This is a genomic window from Sphingomonas sp. G5 (genome assembly GCF_052660795.1).
In genome coordinates, this window is sequence record NZ_CP109660.1 from 1,723,080 (window position 1) to 1,737,403 (window position 14,324).

Here is a 14,324-nt window from a genome sequence, read left to right on the forward strand (position 1 = left end):
GCGCGGGGCGCCCGCTCAGGAGGCGATGAGGCGCTGGCGGTCGGCGTCGAGCTCGCGCAGCCGGAACCGCAGGCGCTTGCCCTCGTCGGAATCGGCGGGAACGCGCTGAATCCCACGGAGCAACTCGCTCTTCTCGCGCTCGAGCTCGCGCACGAGCAGACCGCGAGCGAGATCGTTCGCCGAGGCGACGGCGCCCTCCTCGGTTCGTGCGGGGAACTCGGCGGTCAGCAGTTCGGCCGCGAGCGAGCGGAAGGGCTCGCGCACGGCTTCGACCGCGGCGACGGCCCATCCGGGCTGCGACAGATCGGTGGATGCCAGGGAGCTGCGGACGGCCTCGAGAGCCGGGTGCGTGAACGGCGTCTGCAGGGCCCGCAGGAAGACTTCGGGCTCGATGCGGTGCCCGTACTGCAGGAACGCCATCATCGCGCCGCGCTCGAGCGCGACGTCGCGGTTGTTGGGCAGCGACGCCATCGTCACCGAGATCGCCACCGGGGCGGGCTCGGAGTCCTTGCGCGTATCGCGCTTCTCGGCGCGATCGGCGCCGCGCGCGGCGCGTTCCACGGCCGACTGCACCTCGGGCATGTCGAGGCCGAGGCGGCGCGCGAGCACACGGACGTACCCCGGACGCAGGGCCGGGTCGCGGATATCGGCGACGATCGGCGCGGCCGCACGCAGGGCACCGGCACGGCCCTCGACACTGGAGAGATCGAAGTCCCTCAGTCGCTGGTCGATGACGAACTCGAACATCGGCGCCTTGTTCTCCATGAGCGCGCGTACCGCACCGTCACCCCGCTGGAGGCGCAGGTCGCACGGATCGAGACCCTCGGGGGCCACGGCGACATACGTCTGCGCCGCGAAACGCTTCTCATCGGCGAAGGCGCGCAGCGCCGCCTTCTGCCCCGCGGCATCGGGGTCGAAGGTGAAGACGACCTCGCCGGCCGAGCTGTCGTCTCCCATCACCCGCCGCAGGACGGTGATGTGGTCGCTGCCGAAAGCGGTGCCGCACGAGGCGATCGCGGTGGTGATGCCGGCGAGGTGACACGCCATGACGTCGGTATATCCCTCGACCACGACGACGCGGTGCGAGCGCGAGATGTCGCGCTTGGCGAGGTCGAGGCCGTACAGCACCTGCGCCTTCTTGTAGATGGGCGTCTCGGGGGTGTTCAGGTACTTCGGGCCCTGGTCGTCGTCGTAGAGTTTGCGCGCGCCGAACCCGATGACCTGCCCGGTGATGTCGCGGATCGGCCATACCAAGCGGCCGCGGAACCGGTCATACACCCCGCGCTGCCCCTGGGACACGAGTCCCGCCTGCAACAGTTCGTCACGCGTGAACTTCTGCGCGAGCAGGTGATCCATGAGATGCGACCAGCCCTTGGGGGCGTAGCCGACGCCGAAGTGCGCGGCCGCGCCGGCGTCGAAGCCGCGGTCTCCGAGAAAGCGTCGGCCCGTGTCTGCTTCGGGCGTCATGAGCTGGGCGCGGAAGTACTCCGCCGCGGCGGCGTTCGCGGCGTACAGCCGCGAGCGGCCGGTCGTCTCGGGCGCGGGCCCGCCGTCTTCGTAGTGGAGCGTGTACCCGACGCGCGCCGCCATGCGCTCGACCGCTTCGGTGAACGAGACATGGTCCATCGCGCGCAGGAACGAATACACGTCGCCCGACTCACCGCAGCCGAAGCAGTGGTAGTACCCGACCTGCGGGCGCACGTGGAAGCTGGGGCTCCGCTCGTCGTGGAAGGGGCAGAGACCCTTCATCGAGCCGACGCCGGCCGACTTCAGCGCGACGCGCTCACCGACGATGTCGGCGATGTTGACCCTCGCCTTGACCTCATCGACGTCGGACTGGCGGATGCGGGGCATCAGGCATCCGCTCCTCGAGCGGCGCGGGCACCGGGCGCCCAGACACCGAGCTCTGCGGCATCCACTTCTCCGACGAGGCGTCCGTGCCACGCGATCGCGAGCTGATCGGTGAGACTGGCGACCTGGTCGACGACCACGCGGCGGCGGGCTGCGTCGTCGGCGGCGGCGGCGAAGTCGGGTGCGTGCAGGGCGTCGAGGGCCCCCGGGTTCTCCCAGAGGGCGGATGCCAAGCGCTTCAGCACGTGGCGCTGCTCGCGGTACAGCACCTTACGACCGTCGATGGAGACGACCGTCGCGCCGATGATGCCCTTGAGCACGGCCATCTCGACCTCGACCTCTGTGGGAACGATGACGTGCGCGCGATAACGGGTCAGCTGATCGGCGGGATGCGCTGCGCGGGTCGCCGCGGTGGCGGCGCGGGCGAAACGCCCGATGAGGTCGGAGGTGAGGTTCTTGAGCCGCGCGAGAGCGGGACGCGTGCCATCGAAGGAGTGGATCCATTCGGGCATCGCCATCAGCCGTTCGAGGCCGGCGGCGAGGTCGTCGCGGACGAAGTCGTAGCCGACCCACCGCTGGATCGCGTCGAGCAAGCCCTCGCGGCCGACCCGCGAGGCCAGTCGTGCGGGGTCGACGTAGCGGTTGACGACCGCGTCCTCGAAATCGTGCACCGAGTACGCGATGTCGTCCGACAGGTCCATGACCTCGGCCTCGATGCAGCGTTGACGCGCGGGGGCTCCCCCGCGCATCCAGTGGAAGACCGGCTCGTCGTCGGGGTAGACGCCGAACTTCAGGCGCCCGCCCGGGTCGGGGACGGGCTCGTCGATGGTCCACGGGTACTTGCAGGTGGCGTCAAGACTCGAGCGGGTGAGGTTGAGGCCGAAGGGCTCGCCGTCGGAGCCGAAGGTCTTCGGCTCGAGGCGCGTGAGGATGCGCAGCGTCTGCGCATTGCCCTCGAACCCCCCGATGTCGGCAGCCCAGTCGTTGAGCGCACGCTCTCCGTTGTGCCCGAAGGGCGGGTGGCCCAGGTCGTGGCTCAGGCACGCGGTGTCGACGACGTCGGGCGACAGCTGCAGCGCCGTCGCGAGCTCGCGGCCCACCTGCGCGACCTCGAGCGAGTGCGTGAGGCGGTTGCGGGCGAAGTCGGCGGGGCTCGCGGGGCTCAGCACCTGGGTCTTCGCGGCGAGACGACGCAGAGCAGCGGAATGCAGCACGCGCGCACGGTCGCGCGCGAAGTCATCGCGCTGAGAGCGATGGTTCTCGATGTGGAAGCGGGCGGCATCGGCGTCGTCGTAGCCGACGGGGCGGGAGACCGCCGGTGAGACCTCAACCGCCACTGTGGTGCAATTCCGCCGCGGCGAGCTCACGGCCGGCGTCGTGGCCGATGTCGCGGGAGTCGAGCCACCCGTCGGGAAGAGCGGGACGCTTCGGCGTTCCCGCGCGTCCACGCTGCCCCTCGGCCGCGGCCCCGGGGTACGGCGCGTCGAGCTCCATCGTGGCGAGCAGCTCGTCGATCTCGTCGAGGGTCGAGGCGGTCGCGAGGGCGGCACGCAACTCACCGCCGACCGGGTAGCCCTTGAAGTACCAGGCGACGTGCTTGCGGATGTCACGGCATCCGCGGCCCTCGTCGTCGAAGAACTCCACGAGCAACTCGGCATGGCGACGGAAGGCGCGGGCCACGAAGCCGAGCGTCGCGTCGACGGGCTCGCCGTGTGCTGCGTCGGGGCCGCCGAGTGCGCGCGCGAGATCGCCGAACAGCCAGGGGCGGCCGAGGCAGCCGCGACCGACGACGACACCGTCGCAGCCGGTCTCGTCCATCATGCGTACCGCGTCGTCGGCCGACCAGATGTCGCCGTTGCCGAGCACCGGGACGCTCGTCACGGTCTCTTTGAGCGTGGAGATCGCGGCCCAGTCGGCATGACCTGAATAGAACTCGGATGCCGTGCGCGCGTGCAGCGCGATCGAGGCGACGCCCGCGCCCTCGGCGATGCGCCCGGCCTCGAGGTAGGTCAGGTGGTCGGCGTCGATGCCCTTGCGCATCTTGATGGTCAGCGGGATGTCGCCCGCGGCTCCCACGGCCCGCTCGACGATCTCACGGAAGAGCGACGTCTTCCAGGGCAGGGCGGCTCCCCCGCCGCGGCGGGTGACCTTGGGGACCGGGCAGCCGAAGTTGAGGTCGATGTGGTCGGCGTGGTCTTCGTCGACGATCATCTTCACCGCCGCCTCGACCGTCGCGGGATCCACACCGTAGAGCTGGATCGACCGCGGGGTCTCGGATTCGTGGTGGCGGATCAGACGCATGGTCGTCTCGTTGCGCTCGACGAGAGCGCGCGTCGTGATCATCTCGCTCACGTAGAGACCGGCCCCGTATTCGCGACACAGACGACGGAACGCCGTGTTCGTGATGCCGGCCATCGGGGCGAGCACGACGGGAGCGTCGAGTTCGATGTTGCCGATGCGGAGAGACCGCGTCGGAGCCATTGCCGTGTTCACTGCACCATTGTCCCAGACGGATAGCGACAGCGGTGCCCGCCCCGGGCGAAGGGGAAACGGGCACGGCTGGGGAGGAGCCTCATGCGTCGGCGGTCTCGGATGCCTCGCGACGCTCGCCCCATACCTGTCGGGCGATCTGCGTGAATGCTTCGACGGGCTGGGCACCGCTGACGCCGTACTTGCCGTCGATGACGAAGAAGGGAACGCCGGTGATACCGAATTGGCGAGCCTGCTCCTGGTCGGCACGGACCGCCGCGCGGAACCGCTGCGAGGTGAGCGCATCGCGGGCGGCGTCGCCGTCGAGGCCGACCGCGACCGCGAGGGCGACGAGATCGTCGTCGCGCCCGACGTGCTTGCCCTCGAGGAAGTATGCCGACATGAGCACCTCGGCCAGCTCGAGCTGCTTGCCGTTCTCTTTCGCGAAGTGCAGCAGTTCGTGCGCCTTGACGGTGTTCGTGTGCTTCAAGATGTCGAAACGGTAGGCGAGCCCCGCGTCGGCGGCGACGCCGGTGACGCGGTCGAGCATCTCGCGAGCCGACTCGGGGGAAATGCCCTTGTGCTGTGAGAGGTAGTCGACCTCTCCCCCATCGAAGTCCTCCGGGGTATCGGGCGAGAGCTCGAACGAGTGGTACTCGATCTCGACGACCGGGGCATCGTCATCCGACGCGGTCGCGGCCAGGCCGTTCTCGAGGTTCCGCTTGCCGATGTAGCACCAGGGGCAGGCGATGTCGCTCCACACGTCGATCTTGATGGCATCCGTCATATCGCGTGCAACCACCGGGCGTATCGATCTATTCCACTGACGGCATCCCTTCTCCGTCAGGGGTCCGTGCGCCCGGCGTCGCGGGGTCGGGCGTCGACGACCTCCGGTCCGGTGTAGTCGGCCAGCAGCGGCGGAGGGAGAGGACCCTTGATCCGTCTGCCCGAGCCGGTCTCCTCCCACGCGTGGGCGAGGATGCCCACCGACCGGGCGAGCACGAAGAGCCCCCGCGCCAGTTCGGGCTCCACCCCGAGCTCCCCGTAGACGATGGCCGAGATGCCGTCGATGTTCATCGGCACGCCCCGGGACGCGAGCGCTCGCTCGACCGCGAGGCCTGCGCGCAGATGGTCGCCGGGGATCGCCCCGGAGGCCACGGCCTGCTCCACGAGTGCCAGGAGAGGATCTCGGCGGGGGTCGACCGGATGGAAGCGGTGGCCGAAGCCCGGCACGAAAGCGCCGCGCGCGCGGTGCTGAGCGAGTTCTTCGCGAGCGAGATCATCCAGGGAACGCCCCTCAGCCCCGTGGGTCTGGACCATCCGATTCAGCATCGCCACGCACTGCTGCCCGGCACCCCCGTGGGTGTCGCCCAGCACGTTGATGCCGTTCGCCATCGCCGAGTTGATGCCCACACCGCACGTCGCGGCCATGCGCGCGCTCGCGATCGAGGGTGCCTGGGGCCCGTGGTCGACGCTCGCCACCAGCGTCGCCTCGAGCAGCCTGCCGCGCTCGGGATCGAGGACCCCTCCGGTGACCATGAGCCAGATCGTCTCGACGAAACCGGTCGTGCCGATCAGATCCTGCACGGGGCGGCCGCGGAACGCGATCTCCCCCGGCTGGATGCGGGTGATGGCTGTGGCCCACCACGCGGTGACGGGGGCGAGTTCGTCGTCGGTCATACAGCGCCTTCCTCGTGCAGGGCGGCGATCTCTTCGGCGTTGTAGCCGAGAGTCGCCAGGATCTCGTCGGTGTGTTCGCCCAGGAGCGGCGGCGGGGTACGCGGTGTCGAGGGCTTCCCGTCGATCCGAATGCCGTTGCCCAGAACACGCAGCGGCGCGTCGCCGCCGCCCGGGAACGGAAGCTCGTGAACGAGGCCACGGTCCAGGATCTGGGGGCTGCGCAGCATCTCATCCACGCGCAGGACGGCGGCCGCGGGGACGCCCGCGGAGCTGAGGACGTCCTCCCATTCGGCGGCCGGACGCGCGGCGAGCGCGCTCTCGAGCTCGGCCGTGAGCGCGGCGCGGTGTCTCTTCCGGCTCTCGCGCTCGCTGAAGCGGTCGTCGGTGACCAGGTCGGGACGACCGACGAGGGTGCAGAGGAGCTCGAACTGCTCCTGCTTGTTCGCGGCGATGTTGAGCATGCCGTCCGCGGTCGTGAACGCCCCGGAGGGAGCAGCCGTGCCGTTGTCGTTGCCGAGGGGACGGGGCTCGTGACCGTCGACCAGCAGGTTCGAGACGACCCATCCCATGGCCGTCACCGCGGTCTCGAGCATCGAGACGTCGATCACGGCTCCCGCACCCGTGCGGGCGCGACCGGCGAGGGCGCTGGAGATCGCGAACGCCGCGGCGAGCCCGCCGATCGTGTCGGCGAGCGGGAACCCCGCGCGCAGCGGGCCGGTCTCGGCGGTTCCTGTCACGCTCATCATTCCCGAGTACCCCTGGATGATCTGGTCGTACGCAGGCTTGGTACGCATCGGGCCGGTCTGTCCGAAACCCGACACCTGACACAGGATGAGACGAGAGTTCAGCGCCCGGAGATGGTCCCACCCGAACCCGAGGCGCTCGAGAACCCCGGGGCGGAAGTTCTCGACGAGCACGTCAGCGGTCGCGACGAGCCGACGCAGTGCTTCCGCGCCGCGCTCCGTCTTGAGATCGAGGGTGATCGAGCGCTTCTGGGCGTTCTGGGCGAGGAAGGAGATGCCCAGCAGCTGCGCGTTGAGTTCGGCCGAGGTGCCCAGGCGACGCGCGAGGTCGCCGCCTTCCGGGGTCTCCACCTTGATCACGTCGGCACCCATCAGAGCCAGCTGGTAGGCCGCGTAGGGTCCGGCGAGAACGTTGGTGAGGTCCAGGACGGTGATCCCTGTCAGGGGTCCCGGGGTCGTGGCATCCGTCATGCGGCGACCCTCTGCTTCCGCGCGGCGCGCACCCGGGTGAAGACGACGCCCACGACCGCAACGGCGAGCACCGCGTACAGCGTGATCGAGATGGGGCTCGACACGAGGATGCCGGCGTCGCCCTCGCTGACGGCCATGGCCCGGCGGTACTCGGTCTCGGCGAGGGGGCCGAGGATGATGGCGATGAGCATCGGGGCGACCGGCAGGCCGTAGCGTCGCATCAGGAAACCGAGCAGACCCACCGCGAGCACGAGCACCAGGTCGAGGATCTTGCCGCTCGTGGCGTAGACGCCGAGCATGGCGAACACCGTGATGCCCGCGTAGAGGTAGTGCTTGGGCACCTTCAGCAGCTTCGCCCAGAGGGGCGCGAACGGCAGGTTGAGGATCAGGAGGACGACCATGCCGACGAAGAAGCTCGCCAGCAGTGCCCACACGAGGTCGGGTGCGCGGTCGAAGAGCAGCGGCCCCGGCTGCAGACCGTACTGGCGGAAGGCCGCGAGCAGGATCGCCGCGGTCGCCGAGGTGGGAAGGCCCAGGGCGAGCAGGGCTCCCATGGCGGTACCCGCCGTCGCGTTGCCCGCTGCCTCGGGGCCGGCGACGCCCTGGATGGCGCCGCGACCGAACATCGGCCGCTTGCGCCGTCCGTCGAGCTTGCGCTCCGTCCCGTAGGACAGGAAGGTCGGGACTTCGGAGCCGCCGACGGGGATGATGCCGAACGGCACGCCGATCGCGGTACCGCGCAGCCACGCGGGCAGCGCCTGCCGCAGCTCGCGGAACGACAGCCAGAGGCGACCGCTCGAGGCCAGGAGCTTCGTGTCGTCGGGCGTGCCGCGGCGACCCGCGACGCTGAAGACCTCGCCGAGGGCGAGGAGCCCGACGGTGATCACGACGATGTCGATCCCGTCGAAGAGTTCCGGCAGACCGAAGGTGAAGCGCGAGGCGCCGGATGCACCGTCGATGCCGACCACGGAGATCGCCAGTCCGATGGCAAGGGCGGCGAGGCCGCGCAGCACCGAATCGGTGACGACGGCCGAGATCGCCACGAAGGCGAAGACGGCCAGGGCGAGGTACTCGGCGGGGCCGAACAGGGTCGCGAGTTCCGCGAGACGCGGTGCGAAGAAGACCACCAGGATCGAGGCGATGATGCCGCCGATGAAGGCGCCGATCGCCGAGGTCGCCAGCGCCTGAGCCGCGCGGCCGTCCTTGGCCATCCGGTGGCCTTCGATGGACCCGGCGATCGCGGTGCTGTTGCCGGGGGTGTTCATCAGGATGCCGGCGATCGAGTCGCCGAAGAGGCCGCCGAAGAGGACCCCGGCGAACATGATGAACGCGCCGATCGGGTCGAGGGAGAAGGTGACGGGGAGGAGCAGCGCGACGGCCATCGCCGAGCCGAGGCCGGGGAGCACGCCCACGGCGGTGCCGAGGACGGCTCCGATGAGCACCCACAGCATATTGATGGGGGTGAGGACGACGGCGAAGCCCTCCCCCAGGTTGACCAGAGCATCCATCAGAAGAGGCCCTCCAGGATTCCAGGCGGCAGGTTGAGTCCGAGACCGCCGGAGAAGGCGATCTGCACGATGGCGGAGATCGCCAGCGAGAGGAAGATGTCGAAGATCGGGCGGCGGCTCCCGAGCGATCGGGCGATACCCCAGAACAGGAACGCGCCGGAGAGGAGCCATCCGAGCGGAGTGAGCGCGGCGATGAAGACGACGACCGTGCCGACAGCCCCCGCCAGGGCCCACAGGTTGCTCCGCGGGCGCACCGCGGGGGCGTCGGGCTCATGCCCTTCGACCGCGGCGATGAGGGCGTCATCGTCGAGTTCGGAGGGGTTCTGAACCGCGGCGTCGTCGGCGACCTCGACCGGCTCGGGGCGGCGGATCACATCGACGGCGAGCAGGATCGCGAGCACGATCACCGCGGCCGCGATGAGGGCCGGGAAAAGCTGCGGCCCGGGAGGGGCGGTGTTGGCGGGCACCGTCATCGTGAGGGTGCCCACGATGAGGGCGAGACCGACCGACAGCATGACGGCGGGGACCACGAGGCCCGTGCGACGTCGCCAGAATCCGTCTGCTGTGCGTGCCCGGTGGGTACGCGGGACGGTGGGGATGACGCCGCTCACAGGCCCAGCTCCTCGATGATCGCGTCGACGCGCGCTTGGTCCTGTGCGATGAAGTCGGCGAAGTCCGCACCGGTCAGCAGCGCGTCGCGCCATCGGTTGCGCTCGAGCACCTCGGCCCACTCGGGCGTGGCCGCCATCTGCTCGACGATGGCGACGAGCTCGTCGCGGTCGGCATCGGTCAAGCCGGGAGGGGCGACGAGGCCGCGCCAGTTGGGGAGGTTCACGTCGACGCCCTGTTCGATGAAGGTGGGGATGTCGATGCCGGGAACGGCTTCCTCGGACGAGACGGCCAAGGCCCGGAGCCGCCCGGCTTCGATCTGGTCGCTGAAGTCGTTGTATCCGCTCACGCCGACGGCGACCGTGTTCGACAGCAGCGCGGTGAGGACCTCGCCCCCACCGGCGTACGAGACGTAGTTGATCTCGCCCGGATCGATGCCCGCGGCTTTCGCCGTCAGACCGGTGAGCAGGTGATCGGTTCCGCCGATGCCGCCGCCACCGATCGCCTGGCCGTGCGGGTTCTCGCGCCAGGCCCGCACGAAGTCGTCGAGGGTCTGGAACGGCGAGTCGGCCGGCACGATGAAGACGATGTAGTCCTCGGCGAGGCGGGCGATCGGCGTCGTGTCGGCCAGCGTCGCCTCGGAGCCGTTGGCGGTGATCGCGCCCTCCATGACGGTGCCGGTCATCATGAGGTTCGTGGGGTCGGCATCGAGCTGCACGAACTGGCCGAGACCGATGGTCCCACCTGCCCCGGGCACATTGACCACCTGCACGTTGTTGACGACCGAGGTCGAGCGCAGCACCTGCTGGGACTCGCGGGAGGCGAGGTCCCACCCGCCGCCGGGGGCCGCGGGGGCCATGATCGTCAGCTTGGTCCGCGGGTCGGCGCCGGCGGTCGAGCCGCTGGCGTTGACCGCGGCCACGCCGACGAGGGCGGCGGTGGCTGCGATCCCGAGCGCGTGCAACATGACGCGTCTGGTTGTCACGTCGTCACTCCTTCGTGATGAGGTTCGGACCCGATGACCATCTAGTGGACTCCGGTGTCCACCTGACGGTACACTCGCTCAACGGGAAGTCGCAACCGCGGCGCCGGGAAGAGATGACCATGTCCACGACCATCGAGAGCCGAAACAGCTCGACCTCCGAGGGCGGTGGCGTCCGAGCCGTCACCCGAGCTTTCGAGGTACTGCAGAGCTTCACCGCGGATCGCCCCGTGCTCTCGGTCGCAGAGATCGTGCGCGAGAGCGGTTTGCCGCGAACGACGGTGCTGCGGCTGATCGACACCCTGGTGAGCGAACGCATGCTCCGCCACGCCGCCGATGGCCGGATCACGGTGGGCGCGCGCCTGATTCGTCTCGCCGCCTTCGCCGAGGCGGCGTGGGCGGTCCCTGAAGAGACCGCCGACCGCATGACACGGCTCGCGCAAGAGACCGGTGAGACGGCGAGCCTCTACGTCCGCAGCGGCCTGCGCCGCGTGGCCGTCGCGCAGTCGCCCAGCCCCTATTCGCTGCGCCACGTGGTCCAGGTCGGTGACGAGATGCCGCTGCTGGCCGGCGCGTCATCCACGCTGCTGGTGGCGGCGAGCGGGCCCGATGCGGCGGAGCACGTCCTCGCCGCGGTCCCGGCCGACCAGCTTCCCCGCGTCGACGCCGACGCCTTCCGTCTCGCGGTTGCTGCAGCCGCCCGCGATCGGCACGCCGTGTCGCACGGAGCCCGCGAACCGGGTAACAGCGGCGTCGCCGTGATCGTGCGAGAGGGCGACGACCGACGTCCCGCCGTGGTGCTCGGACTCGGTGGGCCGACGGCCCGCTTCACCGACGAGCGCGTGGACATCTTCCTCGAGGCGCTCGAGGCCGCGGCATCCGATCTCCGCCACACCGGTCTGCCCCCCGCGCTCGACTGACTTCTTCCCGACCCGCCCCCGACGAGAGGATCGCCCGACGATGAGCACCCCGACCGAGAACACGGAATACCCTCCACCCGGTGCGTACGCGTCCGCGACCGTCAGTGACGCGATGGAGCGCTTCGGGGTGGCGCGGGGCGTCTCGCCCCTGTGGGACGGCGCGGTCGTCTCCGGCCCCGCGGCCACCGTGCTCACACGTCCCGGCGACAACAAGGGTGTGCACGCGGCGTTCGAGGTCATTCGTGCCGGAGAGGTCCTGGTGGTGGACGGCGGGTCAGACGAGAGCAGGGCCCTGATCGGAGAGCTCGTGGCAGAGAAGGCGAAGGCGCTCGGTGTGGCCGGCATGGTGCTCGACGGTGCGGCGCGCGACGCGGGTGAGCTGCGCCAGGTCGGCGTACCGGTGTTCGCTCGCGCGGTGACCCCCGCGGGCCCGTGGAAGACCGGGCCCTTCCGCCTGGGCGGAACCGTCACACTCGGCGGCGTTCCCGTCTCGCCCGGCGACTGGATCGTGGGCGACTCAGACGGCGTCGCCGTCGTTCCCCGCGAGCGAATCGCCGCGGTCCGCGCCGCGGCCGACGAACTCCTGCGCGGCGAGACCGAGCGTCGCGCCGCCAACCGCGCCCTCACGCCCCGTGGCTGAGCGTTCTCCGGTGCGGCCGGTCGTCTGGGTCCCTCGTGAGATCCACGCCGACGCGGTGGCCGACCTCGAGACCTGGGCCGACGTGCGCTGCGGGTGGGGGGTGGGCGCCGCGACCGAAGACGTTGTCGCGCCTGTGGCCGAGGGAGTCCTGCTCCGCACGGCGCGTCTCGACGCCCCGCAGCTGAAGCGGATGCCGCGGCTGCGGATCGTGGCTCGCCACGGCGTGGGGACCGACACCGTCGACACCGCCTACGCGCGAGAGCGCGGCATCCGGGTCACGACCACGCCGGAGGCGAACGTCCTGTCGGTCGCCGAGCACGCGGTGGCGCTGCTGATGGCGGTGCGGCGGGGTATCGGCGCGGCAGCGACCGGAACCGCCTCGCGCGACGATCTGATCGGGGGCGAGCTCAGCGGCTCCACCCTCGGCCTCATCGGTTTCGGCCGCATCGCGCGTCGCGTCGCGCGGATCGGGCAGGGCGGATTCGGCATGCGCGTCCTCGCGCACGACCCCGGCCTGAGCGACGACGAGGTGCGGGCGGGCGGCGCGGAGCCGCTCCCGCTGGACGCACTGCTCTCCGAAGCGGATGCCGTGAGCGTGCACGTTCCGCTGGTGCCCACGACTCGGGGCCTGCTCGGAGCCGAGCAGTTCCGGAGGATGCCGTCGCACGCGATCGTGATCAACACGTCGCGGGGTGGGGTCGTCGACGAGTACGCGCTGGCCGAGGCGCTCGACGCGGGCGATGTGGGAGGCGCGGGACTCGACGTCTCCGAGATCGAGCCGATGCCCGACGACCACCCGCTCCGCGGCCGCGCCAACGTCGTCGTCACGCCGCACATCGGCGGTCAGACGCGCGAGGCGATGCGGCGGGTGGCGATGGAAGCCGCCGCTGCCCTGCGGAGCGAGCTGGCCAGCTGAGTCTCACGCCGTGGGGGCGTCGACCGCCCCGCCGAATCGGCGATCGCGCGACAGATACAACCCGATCGCGTCCCAGAGGTGCGTGCGCCGGAAGTCGGGCCAGAGCGTGTCGAGGAACACCATCTCGGCGTACGCCGATTCCCACAGCAAGAAGTTCGAGGTGCGCTGCTCGCCGCTGGAACGCACGAACAGATCCACGTCGGGCATGTCGGGCTGGTACAGGTTCTTGCGGATGAGCTTCTCGGTCACCGCGGAAGGCTTGAGCCTTCCGGCCGCGATGTCGTCGCCGATGCGGCGCATGGCATCCACGATTTCGACCCGGCCGCCGTAGTTGACGCACATGGTGAGCGTCAGCGTCGAGTTCCCCTCGGTGAGACGCTCCGCGTGCTGCAGCTCCTTGATGACGGAGCCCCAGAGACGCGGCTTGCGGCCCGACCAGCGGATGCGCACACCCCACTCGTTGAGCTGGTCGCGACGACGGTGCAGCACCTCGCGGTTGAAGCCCATGAGAAACCGCACCTCGTCGGGAGACCGTGACCAATTCTCCGTCGAGAACGCGTACACCGACAGGTGTTTCACACCCGCCTGGATGGCGCCGGCGACGACGTCGAGCAGGGCCGCTTCCCCGGCGCGGTGGCCCTCCACACGCGTGAGTCCCTGGCGGTTCGCCCAGCGGCCGTTGCCGTCCATCACGATGGCGACGTGCTCCGGAACCGCGCCCTTCGGATAGGTGGGCGGGTATTCGCCCGTCCAGTCGAGCGGGCGGTACGGTACCGCGTCGCGGTGCGTGAACGGCTTGGGTGTCATCGGTGCGACTCCAGGTGCGAAAGCGAACGGATGCCACGTTCGAGGTGGAACTGCGCGTACGCCGCCACGAGTCCCGATGCGGCCGCGATCGTGCGACCGGGGGCGGCGTCGATGCGCTCCCACTCCCCCGCCATGAGGGCGCGGAGCATATCGACCGTGTCAGGTGCGACGCGGGGCGAGCCCGCCGGCGCGCAGGTCGAGCAGATCACCCCGCCGAGCTGGGGAAGGAAGTAGTCATGGTCGCCGATCGTGCCGCAGCGGGCGCACTCGGTCAGCCCCGGCGCCCAGCCCGAGAGGGCCATGGCGCGGAGCAGGTAGGAATCGAGCACGCTGCGTTCGGAGTGTTCTGCGCGAGCGAGGGCGCGCAGGCCACCGACCAGGAGGAGGTACTGCTGAGGGGTGGCCTCGGCCTCGTTCAACCGGTCGGCGGTCTCGACCATCGCGCTGGCGGTGGTGTACCGGTCGTAATCGGTGACGATGTCGGCCCCGTACGACCCGAGCGACTCGGCCTGCTGCACGATGTCGAGGTTGCGCCCCGTCGCCAACTGCACGTCGGCGACCATGAAGGGTTCGAGCCGAGACCCGAACTTCGACGAGGTACGCCGCACGCCCTTGGCGACCGCACGGATCTTGCCGTTGCGCCGGCTGAGCAAGGTGAGGATGCGGTCCGCCTCCCCGAGCTTGTGGGTACGCAGGACCACGACTTCGTCGCGGTAGGTGGGCACAGT

Annotated in this window: 14 protein-coding genes; 3 read left to right on the forward strand and 11 right to left on the reverse strand. The window is 70.3% G+C overall.

Annotated features, from left to right (window positions below; all coding sequences use genetic code 11):
* Nucleotides 1-15: 15 nt before the first annotated feature.
* The 9 genes from dnaG to NE358_RS08370 all read right to left on the reverse strand — a co-directional run bounded on the left by dnaG (nucleotide 16) and on the right by NE358_RS08370 (nucleotide 10,316).
* The gene (dnaG, locus tag NE358_RS08330) at nucleotides 16-1,854 is read right to left on the reverse strand and encodes a DNA primase (protein ID WP_103209276.1); all 1,839 of its coding nucleotides are present in this window, start codon (nucleotides 1,852-1,854) and stop codon (nucleotides 16-18) included.
* A complete protein-coding gene (locus NE358_RS08335; protein ID WP_103209274.1) occupies nucleotides 1,854-3,188 on the reverse strand; it encodes a deoxyguanosinetriphosphate triphosphohydrolase in 1,335 nt (444 codons plus the stop codon). Before NE358_RS08335 ends, dnaG begins: the two co-directional genes overlap by 1 nt.
* Complete coding sequence (gene dusB / locus NE358_RS08340) at nucleotides 3,178-4,344, reverse strand: tRNA dihydrouridine synthase DusB (protein ID WP_103209272.1); 1,167 nt, start codon at nucleotides 4,342-4,344, stop codon at nucleotides 3,178-3,180. Before dusB ends, NE358_RS08335 begins: the two co-directional genes overlap by 11 nt.
* A gap of 79 nt (nucleotides 4,345-4,423) precedes the next feature.
* Nucleotides 4,424-5,122 carry a DsbA family oxidoreductase gene (locus NE358_RS08345; RefSeq protein ID WP_499318537.1) on the reverse strand — a complete coding sequence of 233 codons (699 nt, stop codon included), beginning with the start codon at nucleotides 5,120-5,122 and terminating at the stop codon, nucleotides 4,424-4,426.
* A gap of 41 nt (nucleotides 5,123-5,163) precedes the next feature.
* Nucleotides 5,164-6,000, reverse strand: coding sequence for a citryl-CoA lyase (locus NE358_RS08350; protein ID WP_289942578.1), 837 nt, complete (start codon nucleotides 5,998-6,000; stop codon nucleotides 5,164-5,166).
* A complete protein-coding gene (locus NE358_RS08355; protein WP_289942579.1) occupies nucleotides 5,997-7,214 on the reverse strand; it encodes a CaiB/BaiF CoA transferase family protein in 1,218 nt (405 codons plus the stop codon). The genes NE358_RS08350 and NE358_RS08355 overlap by 4 nt, the downstream gene beginning before the upstream one ends.
* A complete protein-coding gene (locus NE358_RS08360) occupies nucleotides 7,211-8,722 on the reverse strand; it encodes a tripartite tricarboxylate transporter permease (protein ID WP_289942580.1) in 1,512 nt (503 codons plus the stop codon). Before NE358_RS08360 ends, NE358_RS08355 begins: the two co-directional genes overlap by 4 nt.
* Complete coding sequence (locus NE358_RS08365; RefSeq protein ID WP_289942581.1) at nucleotides 8,722-9,333, reverse strand: tripartite tricarboxylate transporter TctB family protein; 612 nt, start codon at nucleotides 9,331-9,333, stop codon at nucleotides 8,722-8,724. Before NE358_RS08365 ends, NE358_RS08360 begins: the two co-directional genes overlap by 1 nt.
* Nucleotides 9,330-10,316 (reverse strand): Bug family tripartite tricarboxylate transporter substrate binding protein, encoded by a 987-nt coding sequence (locus NE358_RS08370; RefSeq protein ID WP_289942582.1) that lies wholly within the window; start codon nucleotides 10,314-10,316, stop codon nucleotides 9,330-9,332. Before NE358_RS08370 ends, NE358_RS08365 begins: the two co-directional genes overlap by 4 nt.
* 119 nt (nucleotides 10,317-10,435) lie before the next feature.
* On the opposite strand from NE358_RS08370, the gene NE358_RS08375 reads away from it, so the two are divergent.
* Genes NE358_RS08375 through NE358_RS08385 form a run of 3 tightly spaced genes read left to right on the forward strand, consistent with a single transcriptional unit; the run spans nucleotide 10,436 to nucleotide 12,789 of the window.
* Entirely contained in the window at nucleotides 10,436-11,233 is a 798-nt protein-coding gene (locus tag NE358_RS08375) for an IclR family transcriptional regulator (RefSeq protein ID WP_218026361.1), read from the forward strand.
* A gap of 40 nt (nucleotides 11,234-11,273) precedes the next feature.
* Nucleotides 11,274-11,873: an RraA family protein gene (locus tag NE358_RS08380; protein ID WP_103209260.1), complete on the forward strand. Its 600-nt coding sequence runs from the start codon at nucleotides 11,274-11,276 to the stop codon at nucleotides 11,871-11,873.
* Nucleotides 11,866-12,789 (forward strand): hydroxyacid dehydrogenase, encoded by a 924-nt coding sequence (locus NE358_RS08385; protein WP_499318541.1) that lies wholly within the window; start codon nucleotides 11,866-11,868, stop codon nucleotides 12,787-12,789. The genes NE358_RS08380 and NE358_RS08385 overlap by 8 nt, the downstream gene beginning before the upstream one ends.
* A 3-nt stretch (nucleotides 12,790-12,792) precedes the next feature.
* Here NE358_RS08385 and NE358_RS08390 read toward each other — a convergent pair whose 3' ends face one another.
* Nucleotides 12,793-13,596, reverse strand: a complete 804-nt coding sequence (locus NE358_RS08390) for an isoprenyl transferase (protein WP_103209258.1) — start codon at nucleotides 13,594-13,596, stop codon at nucleotides 12,793-12,795.
* The gene (gene recO, locus NE358_RS08395; protein WP_103209256.1) at nucleotides 13,593-14,321 is read right to left on the reverse strand and encodes a DNA repair protein RecO; all 729 of its coding nucleotides are present in this window, start codon (nucleotides 14,319-14,321) and stop codon (nucleotides 13,593-13,595) included. Before recO ends, NE358_RS08390 begins: the two co-directional genes overlap by 4 nt.
* Between the last annotated feature and the right edge of the window lie 3 nt (nucleotides 14,322-14,324).

Bases quoted from the DNA above. Each gene is read 5' to 3' on its own strand.
- dnaG (WP_103209276.1), bottom strand. From the start codon at position 1,854: ATGCCCCGCATCCGCCAGTCCGACGTCGATGAGGTCAAGGCGAGGGTC.
- NE358_RS08350 (WP_289942578.1), bottom strand. From the start codon at position 6,000: ATGACCGACGACGAACTCGCCCCCGTCACCGCGTGGTGGGCCACAGCC.
- NE358_RS08355 (WP_289942579.1), bottom strand. From the start codon at position 7,214: ATGACGGATGCCACGACCCCGGGACCCCTGACAGGGATCACCGTCCTG.
- NE358_RS08360 (WP_289942580.1), bottom strand. From the start codon at position 8,722: ATGGATGCTCTGGTCAACCTGGGGGAGGGCTTCGCCGTCGTCCTCACC.
- NE358_RS08375 (WP_218026361.1), top strand. From the start codon at position 10,436: ATGTCCACGACCATCGAGAGCCGAAACAGCTCGACCTCCGAGGGCGGT.
- NE358_RS08380 (WP_103209260.1), top strand. From the start codon at position 11,274: ATGAGCACCCCGACCGAGAACACGGAATACCCTCCACCCGGTGCGTAC.
- NE358_RS08390 (WP_103209258.1), bottom strand. From the start codon at position 13,596: ATGACACCCAAGCCGTTCACGCACCGCGACGCGGTACCGTACCGCCCG.